We start from the raw sequence: 18,913 nt of genomic DNA on the forward strand, positions 1-18,913 counted from the left end.
TGCCACACCCGGGAGATATGGGGGCGACCGGGCCCGGCCCTCGCGGGCCCAGGAGCGGGACGGGGCCGGGTCAAGATCCCGTAAAGCGGCTGAGACACTGGGAAGGACCCTGGCCTCCACCCCGAAGGTTCCACGTGGACATCAAGACCGCCTCCGCCCTGCACCGGCTCCGCCTCGTCTCCGTACCGGAGGCGCTGTCGTTCCCGGCCCTGCTGATCTTCGGTTCGCTGCTGAGCCGGGTCTCGGACATCGACTACCTGCTGATGCCGCTGGGCTTCCTGCACGCGATCCTGTTCATGATCTACGGGGTGCTGCTGCTGGACGTCTGGTACAAGGCGAAGTGGCCTTTCAAGAAGGTCCTGTTCTTCTTCGTCCTCTCCGTGGTGCCCCTGGGCGGCCTCTACGGCGACAAGCTGCTCAAGCGGGAAGAGGCGGACAGCGTGGTGGCGGCCCGCGTCGCGCGTGAGGCGGCCCAGGCGTGATCGTCGCGTTCTCGGTGACCCCGCTGGGGGTCGGTGAAGAGGTCGGCGAGTACGTCGCCGACGCGGTCCGGGTGGTCCGCGAGTCCGGGCTGCCGAACCGCACCGACGCGATGTTCACCACCGTGGAAGGTGAGTGGGACGAGGTCATGGACGTGGTCCGGCGCGCGGTGGCCGTCGTGGAGGAACGGGCGCCGCGCGTCTCCTTCATCCTCAAGGCCGACATCCGTCCCGGGGTCCACGACGGGATCACCTCCAAGGTCGAGACGGTGGAGCGGCACCTGGCCGAGGGCTGAACCGCCCTCACCCGCCCGACATCCGCCGATACTTCCGAAAGCGCCCCCGGCCCACAGGCCGGGGGCGCTTTCGCATGCCCGCGTGCCCGGGCCGACCTCGTTTGAGCGATCGCTCAATTTCTCCTAGGGTGCCGGTTGAGCGATCGCTCAACACGACGAACGGGGGGTGGGAATGGGTCTCTACGTCGAGACGCGGATCCGGGCCGGCATGGACGAACTCTGGGAGCGCAGCCAGGACCCGGCCCAGCACCGGCGGTGGGACCTGCGGTTCACCTCCATCGGTTACCTCCCGCGCGCCGAGGGCGAGCCCCAGCGGTTCCGGTACGCGACCCGCGTACTGCCGTTCCTCTCCGTCGACGGGACCGGGATCTCCGCCGGGGAACGCCACCGCCCCGACGGCACCCGGGTGTCGGCCCTGCGGTTCGCCTCGGAGCACCCGCTGTCGCTGCTCGCCGAGGGCAGCGGCTACTGGCGCTACGTCCCCGACGCCGACGGGATCCGCTTCCTCACCGGCTACGACTACCGGCCGCGCTGGGGTCGTTTCGGGGCCCTCGCCGACCGGCTGGTCCTGCGCCCCCTCATGGGCTGGGCCACCGCATGGTCCTTCGACCGGTTGCGGCTGTGGTGCGAGCGCGGGACCACCCCGGGCCGCGCCCTGGCCCGCGCGATCGGCGAGAGCGCCCTGCGCGCCCTGCTGTCGGTGGCCGCCCTGCTGTACGCGCCGCTGCCGATCGCCCTGTTCGTCCTGGCCGCCGCACTGCTGGTGCCCCCGCTGCCCGGCACCCCGGCCGCCCGCCGCTGCCTGCGCACCCCGCCCGGGCGGACCCCGGCCTCCGCGCCCCGCCTGCTGAGCACCCTGGAGCTGTCATGACCTCCATCTTCCGGGCCCACATGGGCGCCGAGTTCGACCGTCTGCACCCGCAGATCCAGCGCCGCTTCTCGGTGGGGCTCACGAGCGGCGAGGGCTGTGTCGGCCGCGGCACCATGGAGCGGATATGGCACGGCCCCGGTTATGTGAAGCCCTTCCTCCGGCTCGGCGGAACACGGAACATCCTGGTGCCGCGCGAGGGGCGCGACGTCCCCTTCGTCATCGAGAACCTCCCCTACCTCGACTCCTTCGGCCGCGAGACCGTCACCTTCGTCCGGACCTTCCAGCTGCCCGACGGGCCGCACCGGTTCGACGCCACCATGGTCCACAGCCCCGAACGCGACTGCGTCCTCGACTACCTGGGCACCCACCAGCACCTCGCCAGCGACCTCCACATGAGCGCCGAGCCCGACGGCTCGCTGCTCATCCGCTCCGGCGAACACCGCTTCCGTGAGGGCCCCGTCGACGTCCGCGTGCCCGACCTGATCGGCGGCGACGCCGAGGTCCGCGAGTCCTTCGACGACGCCACCGGCCGGTTCCGGATCCGGGTGCGCGTGGTCAACCGCCGCTTCGGACCGCTCTTCGGCTACGAGGGCTCCTTCACCGCGGAGTACGTCGACGCCCGCGAACAGTGGGCGACCGGCCTGTGCGGCGACCTGCGGCCGGTCCGCGAGGAGGCCCGGGCATGAGCGCCGCCACCAAGGAGAAGCTGCTCGAAGGAGCCCTGCGCACCCTGGCCGAGCAGGGCGTCGCCAAGGCCTCCGCACGCACCGTCGCGGCCACCGCCGGGGTGGGGCAGGGCCTGATCTTCTACCACTTCGGCTCCGTGGACGAGCTGCTCGCCGCGGCCTGCCGGTACGGCGCCGAGCAGCGCGTGGCCCGCTACCGCGACCGCCTCGCCGCCCTGGGCAGCCTCGCCGAACTGCTGGAGTTCGCCCGCGCCATGCACGAGGAGGAACGGGCCGCCGGGAACGTCGCCCTGCTCGGGCAGCTGCTGGCCGCCGGGCAGACCTCGCCCGTCCTCGCCGCCGCCACCGCCGACGGGCTCGGACTGTGGATCGAGGAGCTGGAGAAGGTCCTCACCCGGCTGCTGGCGGCGACCCCGCTGGAGGGGTACGCCGACCCGGCCGGGCTGGCCCGGGCCACGGCCGCCTCCTTCATCGGCATCGAGCTGTACGAAGGGGTCGACCCGCAGGGCGCCGGCAGCGCGCTCGCCGCGCTGGAACAGCTCGCCGGACTGGCCACGATGCTGGAAGGTCTCGGCTCCCTGAGCCAGCGCGTGGTGCGGCACGGCCTGCGGCGCGGCACCCGCTGAACCGGGCCGCACCGCCCGCGCCGCCGGAGCCACCCGCGCGCATCACCCGTACGGCCTACGGCGCCCGATCCGCGGAAGGACCGCCCGGTCGGCCGAGCCCCGTTCGACACGACCGAAGCTGTCACCTTTCGTAGGGATATCGGCCTCGGGATCGAGCATCGGGAGGGACCGTGGCGCCGGAAAGCTTCGACTACGAGACGCACAGCCGCCTCGCCGGTCCCCTCGCGCGACCGACCCCCGGCCCCGACGGCGTGTACCGGGTGGAGTACCGCTCCCTGCTCTCGCGCGAGGAGGTCCGCACCCGAATACGGGCGATCGCCCTCATGACCCTCGCCCCGGTGGCCGCGGCCGGACTGCTGCTCTACCTGGTCTGGCCCAGTCACTGGACCGTCCGGGAGGGCGCAGCCCGTTGGCTGGTCGTCCTCGATGCCACGATGCTCTGCTCCATCGCGCTGATCATGCTTTTCACCCTGGTCAACGTGGTGTCGATCGCCCACGCCACGATGGTCGCCCGCGACCCCGTCCCCGTACCGGCCGAGCCCGGCACCCGCGTCGCGTTCCTGACGACCTACGTCCCCGGCAAGGAACCCCTCGCCATGGTGCGGGCCACGCTCCAGGGCGCGCGGCGCGTGCGCCACGACGGGCCGCTGGACATATGGCTGCTGGACGAGGGCGACGACCCCGAGGCCCGGGCGCTGTGCGCGCGGCTCGGTGTACGGCATTTCACCCGCAAGGGCGTGCCCGAGTGGAACACGGCCCAAGGCCCCCACCGGGCGAGGACCAAGCACGGCAACTACAACTCCTGGCTGCTGCGGCACGGCGACGACTACGAGTTCTTCGCCTCCGTCGACACCGACCACGTCCCGCTCGCGAACTACCTGGAGCGGATGCTCGGATTCTTCCGCGACCCCGACGTCGCCTTCGTCGTCGGCCCCCAGGTCTACGGCAACTACACCGAGGCCGTCACCAAGGCCGCCGAATCCCAGCAGTACCTCTTCCACGCCCTGATCCAGCGCGCCGGCAACCGGTACGGCGCCCCGATGTTCGTCGGCACCAACAACGCCGTCCGGATCAGCGCCCTGCGGCAGATCGGCGGGCTCTACGACTCCATCACCGAGGACATGGCCACCGGCTTCGAGCTCCACCGCAGCAGGAACCCGGCCACGGGGCGGTTCTGGCGCTCCGTCTACACCCCCGACGTACTCGCCGTCGGCGAGGGCCCCGCCTCCTGGACCGACCTCTTCACCCAGCAGCTGCGCTGGTCGCGCGGCACCTACGAGACCTTGTTCAAGCAGTACCGCAAGAGCCTGTTCACGATGCCCGCCGGGCGCCGGCTCAACTACACGTTGATGCTCGTCTACTACCCGATGACCGCGGTGAACTGGCTGCTCGGCATCCTCAGCTGCGCCCTCTTCCTCTGGTTCGGCGCCTCCGGCACCCAGGTCTCCTCCAAGGTCTGGCTGATGCTCTACGCCGACGCGGCCGCCCTCCAGGTGGGCCTCTACCTGTGGAACCGCCGCCACAACGTCTCGCCCCACGAACCGGCGGGCTCCGGCGGCGTCGCGGGCATGGCCCTGTCCGCGGTCTGCGCGCCCGTCTACCTCAGGTCGCTCGGCTCGGCGGTGCTGCGCACCGAGGGCCGTTTCGTCGTCACCCCCAAGGGCGGGGACGCCAGCCCCGACCGGTTGGCGACCTTCCGCATCCACCTCTTCTGGGCCGCCGTCCTGATCGCCTCGCTGCTCGCGTCCGTCCGCTTCGAGCACACGCACGTCGCCATGCGCGTCTGGGCGGTGCTGGCCCTGGCCATCGCACTCGCCCCGCTCGCCGTGTGGTGCGTGACGCGCGGCCGACCGGGGTCCGGGGGCGGGACGGAACCGGGCTCCGAGCCGGGTGAGGAGCCGGCGTACGTCCAAGCGACAGGAGGGAACTGAGCATGGACTACCGGCCTTCGAAGAAGTTCAAGAAGACCGCCCTGGGCGCCGCGGCCGTGCTGGTGCTCGTCGCGCTCAACGCGCCCGCCGCGCTCTCCTTCGCCGAGGACAAGTACCACTCGTACAAGATCGGGCAGACCAGCTACCGGATCCAGTACGGGTCGTGGGGCCTGGTCGGGCTCCCCGAGGAGTACCGGATCAACGCCATGCACGCGGCCCTGCTGCACACGGGGAAGGTGCTGCTCATCGCCGGTAGCGGCAACAACCAGAAGAACTTCGACAAGGGCACCTTCGAGACCGTCCTGTGGAATCCCGAGGACAACAGCTTCAAGAAGATCCCGACCCCGGAGGACTTCTTCTGCGCCGGGCACAGCCAGCTGCCCGACGGGCGCCTGCTGGTGGCCGGCGGCACCGCCCGCTACGAGGTCCTGCACGGGAAGGTCACCCGGGCGGGCGGCCGGATGCGGGTCAAGAACGAGAACCCCGACAAGACCGTCAAGCTGCGCAAGGGCACCCGGTTCCGGTCCCCGTCCGGGGTGGAGTACGAGGCGAAGTTCGACGTGGTCGTGCCGAAGGCCAGGAAGAACTTCGAGATCACCTACGGGCGCGGCGGAAAGGCGATGCCCTGGCGGACCACCGTGGTCGCCGCCGAGTCACGGGTCTTCGTGGAGGCGGTGAAGCCCGGCGCCGCGGGGCTGACGACGGAGGCCGCGCAGTACGAGGTGGTCGGGCTGACCGGCAAGGACGCCGACAACGTCTACGGGCTCGCGGAGCGACTGAGCGCCGACAAACAGGACTTCCAGGGCATCAAGTCGGCGTACGAGTTCGACCCGGAGGCGGAGAAGTACCTCCGCGTCGACCCGATGAGCGACGCCCGCTGGTATCCGACGCTCGTGACCCTGGAGGACGGGCGGGTGCTCGCGGTCTCCGGCCTCAACGACGTGGGCGACGTGGTGCCCGGCGACAACGAGTACTACGACCCGCAGACCAAGAAGTGGTCGAAGGCTCCCTTCCACTACTTCCCGACCTATCCCGCGCTCTTCCTCATGCAGGGCGGCAAGCTCCTCTACACCGGCTCCAACGCGGGCTACGGCCCCAAGACCAAGGGGCGCGAGCCGGGTGTGTGGGACCTGGCGACCAACACGTTCGAGAAGGTGGGCGGGCTCGCCGAGCCGGACCGCATGGAGACCTCCTCCTCGCTCCTGCTGGCGCCCGCCCAGGACCAGAAGGTGATGGTCCTCGGCGGCGGCGGGGTCGGCGAGTCCAAGCTCTCCTCCGGCCGGACCGCGATCATCGACCTGAAGGAGGAGAACCCGGTCTTCCGGTCCTCGGCGCGGCTGCCCCGCGCCACCCGCTATCTGAGCAGCGTGCTGCTGCCGGACGACTCGGTCTTCACCACGGGCGGTTCCGCCGACTACCGCGGCCGCGGTGCCAGCGACATCCACAAGGCGCAGTTCTACTACCCGCGCACCGACTCCTTCGTGGCCGCCGCGGACCCGACCGTGGGCCGCAACTACCACTCCGAGGCGCTGCTGTTGCCGGACGGGCGGGTGGCGACCTTCGGCTCGGACCCGCTCTTCGCCGACAAGGACAACACCAGGCTGGGCAAGTTCGAGCACCGGATGGAGGTGTACTCGCCCCCGTACCTCTACCGGGACCCGGCCCGGCGGCCGGTCCTGGGCGACGGGCCCGAAGCGTTCGACGCGGCCGGGCGGGCCACCTTCGCCACCGCGGACCCGGAGCGGATCGCGCGGGCCCGCCTGATGCGACCGAGCGCGGTCACGCACACCACGGACGTGGAGCAGCGTTCGATCGAGCTCGGGCTGACCAAGGCGGACCGCTCGGTCACGGTCGAGGTGCCCCAGGACCCGACGCTGGTGCCGCCGGGCTGGTACATGCTGTTCGTGACCGACGCGGACGGGACGCCGTCGGTGGCGAAGTGGCTCCAGGTCAAGGCCCCGCGGCCGGCGGCCCCGTAGGGGGTGTCCGGGCCGCGTCCGGTCATTCGCGGGCGCGGCGGGCCAGCCCCAGGGCGTAGTCCGGCCACCAGGTGCCGGCCGACGGGCCGCCGCGGCAGGTCCCGTCGGACTCGCCGGGCCGCTTGACCCAGAGGTACGCGTCGACGAGCGGGTCGCCCGTCCGGTCGGTCGGCGGCGCCCCGAGGGCGCGGCCCGGCGGATTGCACCAGGCCTGGGCGCGGTCGCCGGGCAGTGGGCCGTCGCCGTTGCGGCTGGTGTCGATGACGAAGTGCTTGCCGCTGGTGCCCTGGGAGATCTTCGCGCCGTAGGCCCGGGCGGCCGCGTCGGGCTGGAAGTTGGAGACGTTGAGGGCGAAGCCGTCGGCGCGGGCGAGGCCCGCCTTGAAGAGGGGGTCGACGAGGTCCATCGGGTTGGGGATCCAGGCCGGGTTGCCGGCGTCCAGATAGACCTTGGTGTTGCGGTTCTTCTTCAGCCGGTCGACGGCCTCGGAGAGCAGTTGGTAGCGCTCGGCGTGGTGCTCGGGCCGGGTGCACCCGTCGATGATGTGCGCGATCGCGTCGGGCTCCAGGACGACGACGGCCTTGGTGTCCTCGATGTTGTCGGCGAAGGCGCCGATCCAGCTCCGGTAGGCGCGGGCGTCCGGGGCGCCGCCGGCCGAGTGCTGCCCGCAGTCCCGGTAGGGGATGTTGTACGCGGCGAGCAGCAGGGTCCGCCCGGTGGCCCGGGCCCCCGCCCGGGCCCGGCGGATCTCGGGACCGGGGTCGTCACCCGGCCCCCACAGGGTGAGCGGGCGGTCCGCGATCCGGCGCAGCACCTGGGCGTCGCTGTTGCGGCCGGCGGCCTCCCACGCGGCGACCTGCCGGGCGGCGTCGCTGTGCGGGTCCACCCAGAACGGGGACTCCTCGGCCGCGACGATGGGGGAGGGCGCCACGGGCGAGGCGGCGGGGGTGCCCGACTCGGGCGCGGGTTCACCGCCGCAGGCGGGGGCCGCGGCGAGGAGCGCGAGGAGGCCGAGGACGGGGGCGGTGGTGCGAAAACGCGGCCTGCGAGCGGCGGGGGGCATCCGGCTTCCTCGGGACGAAGGGTCGGGCAGCGGAGCAAGATACCGGGATATGTTGACATGTCGGGCAGTAGGCATGGCTGTGCGACACCGGGCGGCGGCGGGGCCACGGAGGCGGGCCGGGCGGGCGAGGTCCGGCGGGCCGGGCTCAGGGGGCGGGGTCGCCCGTGGTGAGGGCGATCGCCAGCGGGGTGCGCTCATAGCGGACCTGGTGGCCGTGACGGGCGGAGATGAGCAGTCCCGCCGCGTGCAGGACCCCCAGATGGGCCGAGACCGTGGACGGGGCCAGACCGAGCCGGTGGGCCAGCGCCGTGGTGGAGGCCGGCTCCTCCAGCGCGCACAGCACCTCGGCCCGGGCCCGGCCCAGCAGCCGGGCGAGCGCGTCCGGGGTGTTCTCCTGGGCCGGGGTCCACAGGGCGCCGACGCCACGCGCCGGATAGACGATGGTGGGCTGCCAGGGCGGGTCGAAGCCGCCCGCGATCCCCGGCCAGATGAAGGCGCTCGGCATCAGCAGCAGCCCCTGGCCGCCCAGGACGCGCTCGTGGTGACTGGGCCGCTCGATGGTCAGGGTGAGGGTGGCGGGATCCCAGGCGAGGCCCGGGTGCAGACCGTCGAAGAGCGACTGGAGCCCGCCGGCGGCCAGGCGCCGCGAGTGGAAGAGGATGTCCGCCTCCAGCAGGGCCCGCAGCCGCGGCCAGTGCGGCTCGATCAGCAGGCTCCAGGCCCGCTCCATCAGATCGGCCAGTTCGTGTACGGCCCGCGCCGGATCGGCGAGGAGGTGGCGGCCCGTATCGCTGTCGAGGGCGCCGGGCGTGCAGGCCAGCGACTTGCGCATGTCCTCGTGCGCCGCGGCCGGGTCCGCCCCGCGGATCAGCGCGAGCTCCTCCGCGAAGGAGACCCCCGGTCCGCTCGGCGGCGGGCCGATGAAGTCCGCGCTGTGCCCGCGGTGCGGCATCAGCAGCCACAACGGCCGCAGGTCCAACCCGTCGGCAGCGGCGCGGATCCCCCGCAGCCAGGGCAGGTGGTAGCCCTGCCGTTCCGTGAGCTTCAGGGTGCGGACCGCCTCCATCGTCTCCCACGCGGGCGACAGCGCGAACCGGCACCGCAGCAGATCCTCGTGCCCGAAGTAGTGGTGCAACCCCATCCCGGTGCTCCCTCCCCTTCCCCCGGACTTCCGCCGAGACAAGGACCGACAAGGACCGACAGGACTGACAGGACTGACAGGACTGACAGGACTGACAAGGACTCTGCCTCAACATTCGGCCACAGGCGAATCTCTGGGGCGCCGGCCCCGGGCCCGGGACGCTGGGCCCATGCCAGCCGACACCCAGGCGCCCGGGCGGTCCGCACCGCCCCCGGGCTACCGCTCCGTGTTCCGGGTCCGTGAGTTCCGTACCGTCTTCGCCGCACATCTGCTGTCCGTGTTCGGCGTGGTCGTCGCCGAGATCTCGCTGTCCGTCCTCGTCTACCGCACCACCGGCTCACCCCTGATGAGCGCGCTCACCTTCGCCCTCGGCTTCCTCCCGTACGTCCTCGGCGGCACCCTCCTCGCCGGGATCGCCGACCGCCACCCCGCCCGCCGGGTGCTCGTCACCTGCGACCTCGTCTGCGCGCTCTGCGCCGCCGCCATGGTGGCGCCGGGCACGCCCGTCGCCGTGCTCCTCGTCCTGCGCTGCGCCATGGCCTTCGTCGCGCCGCTGTTCCAGGGCACGCGCAACGCCTCCCTCTCCGACATCCTCGGCACCGGCGACGCCTTCGTCCTGGGCCGCTCGCTGCTGCGCATGGTGGCCCAGAGCGCCCAGCTCATCGGCTTCGGCCTCGGTGGGCTGCTGCTCACCGTGCTCGCGCCACGCGCCGCCATCGCCCTCACCGCCGCCGGCTTCCTCGGCTCCGCGCTGCTGCTGCGGCTGGGCACGCGCAGCCGACCCGCCCGCGGCGGCGCCCGTACCTCCCCGCTCGCCGGACTGCGCGCCGTCCTCGGCCGCCGCCGGCTGCGGGCGCTGATGCTGCTGTTCTGGCTGCCGCCCGTCTTCCTCGTCGTCCCCGAGGCGCTGCTCGCCCCGTACGCGGACGGCATCGGCGTCGGCACCGCCGCGCTGGGCCTGATGATGTGCGCCATGCCCGTCGGCACCATCGCCGGGGAACTCTGGGCGGGCTCCGCCCTCACCGCCCGCACGCGCTCGCGGATCGTGATCCCGCTCGCCTCCGCCGGGCTGCTGCCGCTCCTGCTCTTCGCCCTGCGGCCGGGCCTGCCCGTGGTCCTCGCCGCCCTGCTGCTCGCCGGGCTGGCCCACGCCTACACCCTCGGGCTGGACCAGTGGTACGTCGACGCCGTCCCCGACGAGCTGCGGGGCCGGGCCATGACCTTGCTCAGCACCGGCCTGATGACCCTCCAGGGAGTCGGCATGGCCCTGGCCGGGCTGGCGGCCGAATTCCGCCCGGTGCACGAGGTGGTCACCGGCGCCGGGGTCCTCGGAACCGGGGTCGTCCTGCTGCTCCTGGCCGAACTCCGGTCCGCCGTCCGGCAGGAGGAACGACTGAGGGATGAGACGGCCCTCGCCGTGAAGTGACCTCCCGGTAGGGTCGGACGCGTGCCCAAGCCGCTCAGCCTTCCCTTCGATCCCATCGCCCGCGCCGACGAGCTCTGGCAGCAGCGCTGGGGACCCGTGCCCTCGATGGCCGCGATCACCTCGATCATGCGCGCGCACCAGATCCTGCTCGGCGAGGTCGACGCGGTCGTCAAGCCGTACGGGCTCACCTTCGCCCGGTACGAGGCACTGGTGCTGCTCACCTTCTCCAAGGCCGGCGAACTGCCGATGTCCAAGATCGGCGAGCGGCTGATGGTCCACCCGACGTCGGTGACCAACACCGTGGACCGGCTGGTGAGGTCCGGACTGGTCGCCAAGCGGCCCAACCCGAACGACGGCCGCGGCACCCTCGCCTCCATCACGGAGAAGGGCCGCGAGGTCGTCGAGGCCGCCACGAAGGCCCTGATGGCCGTCGACTTCGGCCTCGGCGCGTACGACGCCGAGGAGTGCGGGGAGATCTTCGCGCTGCTGCGCCCGCTGCGGGTGGCCGCGGCGGACTTCCAGGACTAGGCCGTCTCTTTCGGATCATGCCGGGCCCCGGGGCCGCGTCAAGATCGAGCAAAACGGACGGCTAGGCTCGTCGGCATGAAACGAAGCGTGCTGACCCGCTACCGCGCCATGGCCTACGTGACCGCGGTCATGCTCCTGATCCTCTGTGCCTGCATGGTGGCGAAGTACGGCTTCGACACCGGCGCCGACCTGACCTTCGTGGTCTCGCAGGCCCACGGTGTGCTCTTCATGATCTATCTGGTCTTCGCCTTCGACCTGAGCTCCAAGGCCAGGTGGTCCTTCGGCAAGATGCTCTGGGTCATGCTCAGCGGAACGATTCCGGTGGCAGCCTTCTTCGTCGAGCGCAAGGTCCGCGCCGAGGTCGAACCGCTGGTCGACGACTCGCTCGCGACCGCCAAGGCCTGATCTCCGCCGCGTACGAGGCGAGCGTCACCCACCCCCGGGGCGACTCCCCGGGGGTTTGCCATCGACATTTACTAGGACGTCCTAGTAAATTCATGGGTATGGACGCTGACGCCATCGAGGAAGGCCGCCGTCGCTGGCAGGCCCGCTATGACAAGGCCCGCAAGCGCGAGGCAGACTTCACCACGCTCTCCGGCGACGAGGTCGAACCGGTCTACGGTCCCCGCCCCGGCGACGCGTACGAGGGCTTCGAGCGCATCGGGTGGCCGGGCGAGTACCCGTACACCCGCGGGCTCCACGCCACCGGGTACCGCGGGCGGACCTGGACCATCCGGCAGTTCGCCGGGTTCGGGAACGCCGAGCAGACCAACGAGCGCTACAAGATGATCCTGGCCGCCGGCGGCGGCGGGCTCTCCGTCGCCTTCGACATGCCGACCCTCATGGGGCGTGACTCCGACGACCCCCGCTCCCTGGGCGAGGTGGGCCACTGCGGGGTCGCCATCGACTCCGCCGCCGACATGGAGATCCTGTTCAAGGACATCCCGCTCGGTGACGTCACGACCTCGATGACGATCTCGGGTCCGGCCGTCCCCGCCTTCTGCATGTACCTGGTCGCCGCCGAACGGCAGGGCGTGGACCCCGCCGTCCTCAACGGCACGCTCCAGACCGATATCTTCAAGGAGTACATCGCCCAGAAGGAGTGGCTCTTCGAACCCGAGCCGCACCTTCGCCTCATCGGCGACCTCATGGAGTACTGCACGAAGGGCATCCCGGCCTACAAGCCGCTGTCCGTCTCCGGCTACCACATCCGCGAGGCCGGGGCCACGGCCGCGCAGGAGCTCGCGTACACCCTGGCCGACGGCTTCGGCTACGTGGAGCTGGGCCTCTCGCGCGGCATGGACGTCGACGCCTTCGCCCCCGGCCTGTCCTTCTTCTTCGACGCGCACCTCGACTTCTTCGAGGAGATCGCCAAGTTCCGCGCCGCGCGCCGGATCTGGGCCCGCTGGATGAAGGAGGTCTACGGGGCGAAGAGCGAGAAGTCCATGTGGCTGCGCTTCCACACCCAGACCGCCGGTGTCTCCCTGACCGCGCAGCAGCCGTACAACAACGTCGTGCGCACCGCTGTGGAGGCCCTCGCGGCCGTGCTCGGCGGCACGAACTCCCTGCACACCAACGCCCTGGACGAGACCCTCGCCCTGCCGAGCGAGCAGGCGGCCGAGATCGCCCTGCGCACGCAGCAGGTGCTGATGGAGGAGACCGGCGTCGCCAACGTGGCGGACCCGCTGGGCGGTTCCTGGTTCGTGGAGCAGCTCACCGACCGCATCGAGGCCGAGGCCGAGAAGATCTTCGAGCAGATCAAGGAGCGCGGCCTGCGCGCCCACCCGGACGGGCAGCACCCGATCGGGCCGATCACCTCGGGCATCCTGCGCGGCATCGAGGACGGCTGGTTCACCGGGGAGATCGCCGAGTCGGCCTTCCAGTACCAGCGGTCCCTGGAGAAGGGCGACAAGCGCGTCGTCGGCGTCAACGTGCACCACGGGTCGGTCACCGGGGACCTGGAGATCCTCCGGGTCAGCCACGAGGTGGAGACCGTCCAGGTGCGGGAGCTCGCGGCCCGCAAGGCCCGCCGCGACGACGTCAAGGTCGACGCGGCACTGAAGGCGATGCTGGACGCCGCCCGGGACGGGGCGAACATGATCCCGGCCATGCTGGACGCGGTGCGGGCCGAGGCCACGATGGGCGAGATCTGCAACGTCCTGCGCGACGAGTGGGGCACGTACACCGAGCCCCCGGGCTTCTGACCCACCGCCCGTAAAGGTGTGGAACGGCCGGTCATGGCGACCCTACGGTGGCCCCATGACCGGCCTTCCCGTTTCCGTGCCCGGTGTCAGCGCTCGCGTGGTGATGCAGATCGGCTGCGGCCCGTACGCGTACATCGTCGTCGACTTCGAACCGCCCGGCGCCGACGGTGCGTCGGAGTTCCTGCACACCGTGCGGGAGGAGCGGCTGCCGCACGAGTTCCTGCCCGCGGTGTTCGAGGGGATCCAGGAGGGGCTGGGCGGGGTGACGGCCCGGGTGCGCGTCACGGACGGCGGCTTCCACGAGGTCGACTCCAGGGACGACGGCTACCGGTTGGCCGGGCTGTACGCGGGCCGGGCCGCGCTCGCGGGCGCCGGACTGGGGCCGCCGCCCGAGAACCAGGGCCGACGGATCAAGGTGAGTTGGCCCGGAAAGCCCCGCCCGACGGCGCAGACGTAGTCGGGACGCGTCAGGCCGCCGCCGGGCCCCGGAGGCCGTGCATCAGGAGGGCCGTGAAGGTGGCCACCCAGACCTCGTCCACCGGTTCGGAGCTCACCAGGGCGCGGTGCACGACCGTGCCGGCAATCACGTCGAAGATCAGGTCCGTGGTGCGGCCCGCGAGGGTCTCGTCCTCCTCGTACGGGAGTTCGCCGCGGGCCTGGGCCCGCTCGCGACCCAGTACGACGAGACGTTTCTGCCGGTCCACGATCGCCGACCGGATCCGGTCGCGCAGGGCCTCGTCCCGGGTGGACTCGGCGACGACCGCCATCAGGGCGGTACGGGCCTCCGGCCGCCGCAGCAGTTCCGCGAACTGCAGCACCACGCCTTCGATGTCCGCTTCGAGGGAGCCGCGGTCCGGGAGTTCGAGCGCGTCGAAGAGTTCCGCGACGGCGTCCACGACCAGCTCGTTCTTGCCGGCCCAGCGCCGGTAGAGGGTGGTCTTGGCGACCCCCGCGCGGGCGGACACGTCGCCCATCGTCAGCTTCGACCAGCCCAGTTCGACCAGCGCGTCCCGGGTCGCGGCGAGGATCGCGGCGTCCGCGGCGGCGCTGCGGGGACGACCGGTGCGGCCGGGGCTGGGGTTGCGCATGGCCGAGACCATACCCGTCGGTAGCCATACCGGCCGCTGTGGTTCAGATCACGGGCCCGCGAGGGGAGCGGTGGGCCGCCGGGGGAGTTACGCTACGGCTCGTAGCGTAAGAGCGACAACCACGCGAAGAGCTACAGGCGCCAGGTGGGGACCCGGCGCCGTTCAGCATCACGATCGCGACAGTACGGCGGCACGGCCAATTCACGCGATCTTTTTCGTCGGCGCGCGCACACGGGGGAGGATGTACGCATGCAGCCCAGAAACATGTCCATGAGCGGCGTCGTCGACCTCGCCGCGGTGAAGGCGGCCGGCGAGGCCAAGGCCAAGGCCGAGCAGGCCCGCGCCGAAGCGGCGAAGCGGGCCGGCGAGGCCGGCGAGGCGGGTCCGTCCGCCGGTGCCGTGCCGCCGTCGGCGCTCGTCATCGACGTAGACGAGGCCGGTTTCGAACGCGATGTGCTCCAGCTCTCGGCAGAGGTTCCGGTCGTCCTGGACTTCTGGGCCGAGTGGTGCCAGCCGTGCAAGCAGCTCAGCCCGCTGCTGGAACGCCTGATCACCGAGGCCGACGGTCGCCTCGTGCTCGCCAAGATCGACGTCGACGCCAACCAGATGCTCATGCAGCAGTTCCAGATCCAGGGGATCCCGGCCGTCTTCGCCGTGGTCGCCGGTCAGGTCCTGCCGCTGTTCCAGGGCGTGGTCCCGGAGCAGCAGATCCGTGAGACCTTCGCCCAGCTCGTCCAGGTCGCCGAGGAGCGCTTCGGGATCATCGGCATCGAGGTGGACCCGGCCGCGGAGGGCGCCGCTCCGGCCGCCTCGGCCGCGGACGACGAGATCCCGGCCGGCCCGTACGACGCCCTGCTGGAGGCGGCCGTCGTCGCGCTCGACGCCGGTGACCTCGGTGGCGCGGTCCAGGCCTACAAGAACGTGCTCGCGGACGACCCGGGCAACACGGAGGCCGCGTTGGGCCTGGCCCAGGCCGAGCTCCTCGCCCGGGTCCAGCACATGAACCCGCAGGCGGTGCGGGCCGCGGCGGCCGAGAACCCGCGCGACCCGGCGGCGCAGATCGCCGCGGCCGACCTCGACCTGGTCGGCGGCCACGTGGAGGACGCCTTCGGGCGCCTGGTGGACACCGTCCGGGTCACGTTCGGTGAGGACCGGGACGTCGTGCGGCTGCGGCTGCTGGAGCTGTTCGAGGTCATCGGCGCGGACGACCCGCGGGTCTCCGCGGCGCGTACGGCGCTCGCCCGGGTGCTCTTCTAGGCCGGCTCCGGACCGGCTTCGCGGCCGCTCCGGGCCCCTCGACGCGCCCCTCACGGACATCGCCGGGTCACCGGCGATTTGTTGACACGTAGATAAACGGCGGCCGCGCTTTGCCAAAACTTGGCAATCGCGGCCGCTGTTACTCGCAGTAAATCGAACCCTGTGATCTGTCCGGTGTGTTCGTCATTCGACCGTTCTGTCGTGGCCCTGGGTAACACCCTGTGTTGCTGCCCGACGGCGGCGGGTCGTACCTAGGTTATCTGGCCGTTACCCGCCAGTAACGAACCCCCTTGTGCCCCGGCCTGGAATGGACCACGATCGGCGACGCTCGGTCCTTCCCGCAGAGCCGCTCACTCGGAGCCGCGGTGAAGGGTCCCCACCGAGCCGGCCTGTGGCAGTGGCACCGGCCGTGGGACAGGGGGGTCTCCGCCACTCCGGCGGGGCCTGTCCTCCAGGTTGCGCGAACGCGTGGCCCAGTGGTTGTCGCTCGGGGGTGATCGCCGGTGTATCGGACGTGGCTCAGCCGCGGCCCGGCCGCCTGCGCTCCTTCCCGAGGACGTAGCACTTCTCCCATCCCAGGACGGGCACGGCCCGGACCGGAGATGTACGTCCGAGAAGGAGGAACGAAATGAGTTCTCAGGTTCGTGGTGGGACCAGATGGAAGCGCTTCGCGCTCGTCATGGTGCCGAGCATCGCGGCCACGGCCGCGGTCGGTGTGGGTCTGGCGCAGGGTGCCCTTGCGGCGTCCTTCAGCGTCTCCGGCCAGGACTTCAAGGTCTCGGCCGACGAGCTCGTGGGTGAGAACCTCATCCAGTACGGCGGTATCGCCGAGGGTCACGACCTCAAGGGCAACGCCCAGCACCACCCGGTCACCATCTCCGGGTTCAGCAACGCCAAGATCACCAACATGTGCCAGTCCCTGGTCACCCCGACTCCGCTGGGCAACATCACGCTCCAGCTGAAGACCGGTCACAAGGGCACCCCGGCCGAGGCGACCAACATCTACCTGGATGTGGCCGAGCTCGACACCAACGCCGAGTTCACCAACCTGGACATCGGTGTCGCGGTCGGCGACCCGAGCCACAAGACCAAGCCGCAGGCCGGCACGGTCGCCAGCCCGTACGCCTTCTCGCAGCGCGCGGACAAGGCGATCCTGCGGGACGTCAAGCAGAAGGCGTGGGCGACCACGGCGGGCACCTTCAAGCTGCCCAACCTGAAGCTGCGCCTGCTCGGTGGCGACCAGCCGTGCTACCAGGACATCAAGGACTGATCGGTCCCCGTGTCTGACCGGACGGGCGGGTGGTGGCAGCCGTTGCCCCCGCCCGTCCGGGCTCCACAGAGTTCTCACGTACCACCCGTTTCCAGGGAGCTGTTGTCCATGAACCCCCAGGCCCCGGTTTACGTTCGCGCAGAAGACGACGCCTGGCCCACCGTGGCGTACTACCACTTCCATGCCTGGCGTGGCCGCCGTCCCTTCTGGGCCGGGTTGTTCACGCTCCTCGGTGGCTTCCCGATCGCATACTTCCCTTACGCGGACCTCCGGCTGGGCAACGTCAGTCTCGCGATGGCCACCACGGGCGGGGCGGGCGCACTGATCATCGGTGTACTGCTCATCACGCTCGGCCTGGCGCTCTGGTTCCAGGCGACCATCCGCGTCTTCGCCGGCGTGGCTGCGATCCTGCTGGCCCTGGTCTCCATCCCGGTGTCCAACCTCGGCGGCTTCTTCGTCGGCTTCCTCCTCTCCATGGTCGGCGGCGCTCTCGCACTGGCCTGGGCGCCGGGTCAGCCGGTCGAGGAGGGCGAGCAGTCGACGGACGCGCAGCCGATGGTCGAGCGGCAGCCGGGTGTGGTCGGCCTGAGCAAGGCGGAGGCGACGGCGGGCATGGGTGTCCAGGGCATTCCTGGTCCCCATGGGACGGAAACGGCACACGCGAGCGAGACGACTGCCCACGCCGATGGCGGGAGGAACAGTGCGGGGTGACGAGACGCAGCGGGGCGTGGCCCCTGGCGCAGAGTCCCGTGTAGTGAAGGGGCCGCGCCACGCGGCGCCCAGGAAGTCGCTGCTGAACAAGATCCAGATACCCGTCGGCAAGACGATGGCGCTCGCGGCGATGCCGACGGCCGTGTTCGTCGGGATGGGTATGGCGCCGAAGCTTGCGGTGGCCGACGACAAGGAGATCCCCTTCGCGCCCGGCCCGTGTGTGACGCGGTCCGACGAACCCGCGGAGACCGAGTCGAAGTCCCCGTCGCCGACGCCGTCCACGACGCCTTCGCCGAGTACGTCGCCCAGCGCGACGCCCTCTCCGTCGGCGTCCGCGTCCACGAAGGAGAAGGCGAAGCCGAGCACCTCCCCGTCGGCGGCCAAGCCCCCGGTGACGAACGAGAAGGCCGCGGCTCCGGCCCCGGCCACGACGCCGGCTCCGGAACCGACCAAGTCCACCAACCCGCTGGACCCGCTGGGCGTCGGCGACGCGCTCAAGAACCTCGTCGACGAGCTCGGCAGGCCCCTCAAGGACGCGACGGCGAAGGCGACCCCGACGCCCGCGCCCACCCCGTCGGGCGCTGCCACGACGGCCCCGACCCCGGACCCGGCCGCGGACGCGATCCGCGACGCGGCGAAGAAGGCCGGTGTCGACGTCAAGGAGCTGTCCGAGGAGGTCAAGAAGACCGAGAAGGACCCCAAGAACGAGACGGGCGAGGACAAGGCCAAGGACGACGAGGCCAAGGACGACAAGGACGAGGACAAGGCCAAGGACGAGGAGACGAAGGACCCGGACGGGAAGCAGCCCTTCCCGTGCCCGACCTACGACGCCAAGGCCCTGGCCGACGCCGAGCTGGAGCAGGGCGTCCCGCTCCTGCCCGACGAGCCCTGGTACCTCGACAGCTCGCTGCTGACCCTCTACGGCCTGGACTACCACGGCATCGTCGAGGTGAAGACGGCCGGCGGCAAGACCAAGAAGGTCCTGAAGTTCACCGCGGACTCGCTGGACATCAAGGACCTGTACCAGACGGTCGGCAAGTCGGGGAACGTCGCCCACCTGAAGTCGCGTCCGGGCTCCACGTCCAAGATCCGCGGCGGCACGGTGACGATGTACACCGAGAGCCTCAAGGGGAACCTGTTCGGTCTGATCCCGATCGAGTTCACCCCGAACAGCCCGCCGCCCCTGAACGTCCCCTTCGCGTTCTTCACGAACGTCAAGGTCGTCCAGGCCGGCCAGTTCGGCGGCACGCTCACCGTACCGGGCCTGAAGAACTACATCGGCCCGCCGGAGTAGCGGTCCCGCACGGACGAGAGGCCTGCTCCCGACCGGGAGCGGGCCTCAGTCATGCGTGCGGTG

Annotated in this window: 19 protein-coding genes; 16 read left to right on the forward strand and 3 right to left on the reverse strand. The window is 71.2% G+C overall.

The window, feature by feature from the left end; genetic code table 11:
* The first annotated feature begins 134 nt into the window (after positions 1 to 134).
* The 7 genes from OG624_RS27655 to OG624_RS27685 all read left to right on the forward strand — a co-directional run bounded on the left by OG624_RS27655 (position 135) and on the right by OG624_RS27685 (position 6,868).
* On the forward strand, positions 135 to 482 hold the full coding sequence (locus OG624_RS27655; protein WP_033218884.1) for a DUF3817 domain-containing protein: 348 nt from the start codon (positions 135 to 137) through the stop codon (positions 480 to 482).
* Positions 479 to 775, forward strand: coding sequence for an MTH1187 family thiamine-binding protein (locus tag OG624_RS27660; RefSeq protein WP_030720816.1), 297 nt, complete (start codon positions 479 to 481; stop codon positions 773 to 775). Before OG624_RS27655 ends, OG624_RS27660 begins: the two co-directional genes overlap by 4 nt.
* Positions 776 to 947: 172 nt before the next feature.
* Positions 948 to 1,646, forward strand: a complete 699-nt coding sequence (locus OG624_RS27665) for a hypothetical protein (RefSeq protein WP_033218886.1) — start codon at positions 948 to 950, stop codon at positions 1,644 to 1,646.
* On the forward strand, positions 1,643 to 2,332 hold the full coding sequence (locus OG624_RS27670; RefSeq protein ID WP_033218889.1) for a DUF4166 domain-containing protein: 690 nt from the start codon (positions 1,643 to 1,645) through the stop codon (positions 2,330 to 2,332). The genes OG624_RS27665 and OG624_RS27670 overlap by 4 nt, the downstream gene beginning before the upstream one ends.
* A complete protein-coding gene (locus OG624_RS27675) occupies positions 2,329 to 2,958 on the forward strand; it encodes a TetR/AcrR family transcriptional regulator (protein ID WP_033218891.1) in 630 nt (209 codons plus the stop codon). Before OG624_RS27670 ends, OG624_RS27675 begins: the two co-directional genes overlap by 4 nt.
* A gap of 170 nt (positions 2,959 to 3,128) precedes the next feature.
* Complete coding sequence (locus OG624_RS27680; protein WP_078909194.1) at positions 3,129 to 4,889, forward strand: glycosyltransferase family 2 protein; 1,761 nt, start codon at positions 3,129 to 3,131, stop codon at positions 4,887 to 4,889.
* A gap of 2 nt (positions 4,890 to 4,891) precedes the next feature.
* Entirely contained in the window at positions 4,892 to 6,868 is a 1,977-nt protein-coding gene (locus OG624_RS27685; protein ID WP_033218893.1) for a kelch motif-containing protein, read from the forward strand.
* A 22-nt stretch (positions 6,869 to 6,890) separates the two neighbouring features.
* On the opposite strand, the gene OG624_RS27690 is transcribed toward OG624_RS27685, so the two are convergent.
* On the reverse strand, positions 6,891 to 7,931 hold the full coding sequence (locus tag OG624_RS27690; RefSeq protein ID WP_033218895.1) for a glycoside hydrolase family 6 protein: 1,041 nt from the start codon (positions 7,929 to 7,931) through the stop codon (positions 6,891 to 6,893).
* 145 nt (positions 7,932 to 8,076) lie between these two features.
* Positions 8,077 to 9,072, reverse strand: coding sequence for an ArsR/SmtB family transcription factor (locus tag OG624_RS27695; protein WP_033218897.1), 996 nt, complete (start codon positions 9,070 to 9,072; stop codon positions 8,077 to 8,079).
* 169 nt (positions 9,073 to 9,241) lie between these two features.
* Between OG624_RS27695 and OG624_RS27700 the strand changes: the two genes are divergently transcribed.
* The 5 genes from OG624_RS27700 (at position 9,242) to OG624_RS27720 (ending at position 13,687) form a co-directional block, all read left to right on the forward strand.
* On the forward strand, positions 9,242 to 10,498 hold the full coding sequence (locus OG624_RS27700; protein ID WP_078909195.1) for an MFS transporter: 1,257 nt from the start codon (positions 9,242 to 9,244) through the stop codon (positions 10,496 to 10,498).
* 21 nt (positions 10,499 to 10,519) lie between these two features.
* Positions 10,520 to 11,026 (forward strand): MarR family winged helix-turn-helix transcriptional regulator, encoded by a 507-nt coding sequence (locus tag OG624_RS27705; protein WP_033218899.1) that lies wholly within the window; start codon positions 10,520 to 10,522, stop codon positions 11,024 to 11,026.
* 75 nt (positions 11,027 to 11,101) lie between these two features.
* Positions 11,102 to 11,431 carry a DUF3817 domain-containing protein gene (locus tag OG624_RS27710; protein WP_033218901.1) on the forward strand — a complete coding sequence of 110 codons (330 nt, stop codon included), beginning with the start codon at positions 11,102 to 11,104 and terminating at the stop codon, positions 11,429 to 11,431.
* A gap of 98 nt (positions 11,432 to 11,529) precedes the next feature.
* Positions 11,530 to 13,230 carry an acyl-CoA mutase large subunit family protein gene (locus OG624_RS27715; RefSeq protein WP_033218903.1) on the forward strand — a complete coding sequence of 567 codons (1,701 nt, stop codon included), beginning with the start codon at positions 11,530 to 11,532 and terminating at the stop codon, positions 13,228 to 13,230.
* A 55-nt stretch (positions 13,231 to 13,285) separates the two neighbouring features.
* A complete protein-coding gene (locus tag OG624_RS27720) occupies positions 13,286 to 13,687 on the forward strand; it encodes a hypothetical protein (protein WP_033218904.1) in 402 nt (133 codons plus the stop codon).
* Between the two features lie 10 nt (positions 13,688 to 13,697).
* Here OG624_RS27720 and OG624_RS27725 read toward each other — a convergent pair whose 3' ends face one another.
* Positions 13,698 to 14,318: a TetR/AcrR family transcriptional regulator gene (locus tag OG624_RS27725; protein ID WP_033219126.1), complete on the reverse strand. Its 621-nt coding sequence runs from the start codon at positions 14,316 to 14,318 to the stop codon at positions 13,698 to 13,700.
* A gap of 249 nt (positions 14,319 to 14,567) precedes the next feature.
* On the opposite strand from OG624_RS27725, the gene OG624_RS27730 reads away from it, so the two are divergent.
* From OG624_RS27730 to OG624_RS27745, 4 genes are all read left to right on the forward strand, one after another.
* Complete coding sequence (locus OG624_RS27730; protein ID WP_033218907.1) at positions 14,568 to 15,575, forward strand: tetratricopeptide repeat protein; 1,008 nt, start codon at positions 14,568 to 14,570, stop codon at positions 15,573 to 15,575.
* Between the two features lie 628 nt (positions 15,576 to 16,203).
* Positions 16,204 to 16,845: a DUF6230 family protein gene (locus tag OG624_RS27735; RefSeq protein ID WP_033218909.1), complete on the forward strand. Its 642-nt coding sequence runs from the start codon at positions 16,204 to 16,206 to the stop codon at positions 16,843 to 16,845.
* Positions 16,846 to 16,953: 108 nt separating this feature from the next.
* Positions 16,954 to 17,556 (forward strand): DUF6114 domain-containing protein, encoded by a 603-nt coding sequence (locus OG624_RS27740; protein WP_033218911.1) that lies wholly within the window; start codon positions 16,954 to 16,956, stop codon positions 17,554 to 17,556.
* Positions 17,546 to 18,850, forward strand: a complete 1,305-nt coding sequence (locus tag OG624_RS27745; protein WP_033218913.1) for a hypothetical protein — start codon at positions 17,546 to 17,548, stop codon at positions 18,848 to 18,850. Before OG624_RS27740 ends, OG624_RS27745 begins: the two co-directional genes overlap by 11 nt.
* The last annotated feature ends 63 nt before the right edge of the window (positions 18,851 to 18,913 follow it).

The sequence above is a fragment of the Streptomyces virginiae genome (assembly GCF_041432505.1).
GTDB classification, from domain to species: Bacteria; Actinomycetota; Actinomycetes; order Streptomycetales; family Streptomycetaceae; genus Streptomyces; species Streptomyces virginiae_A.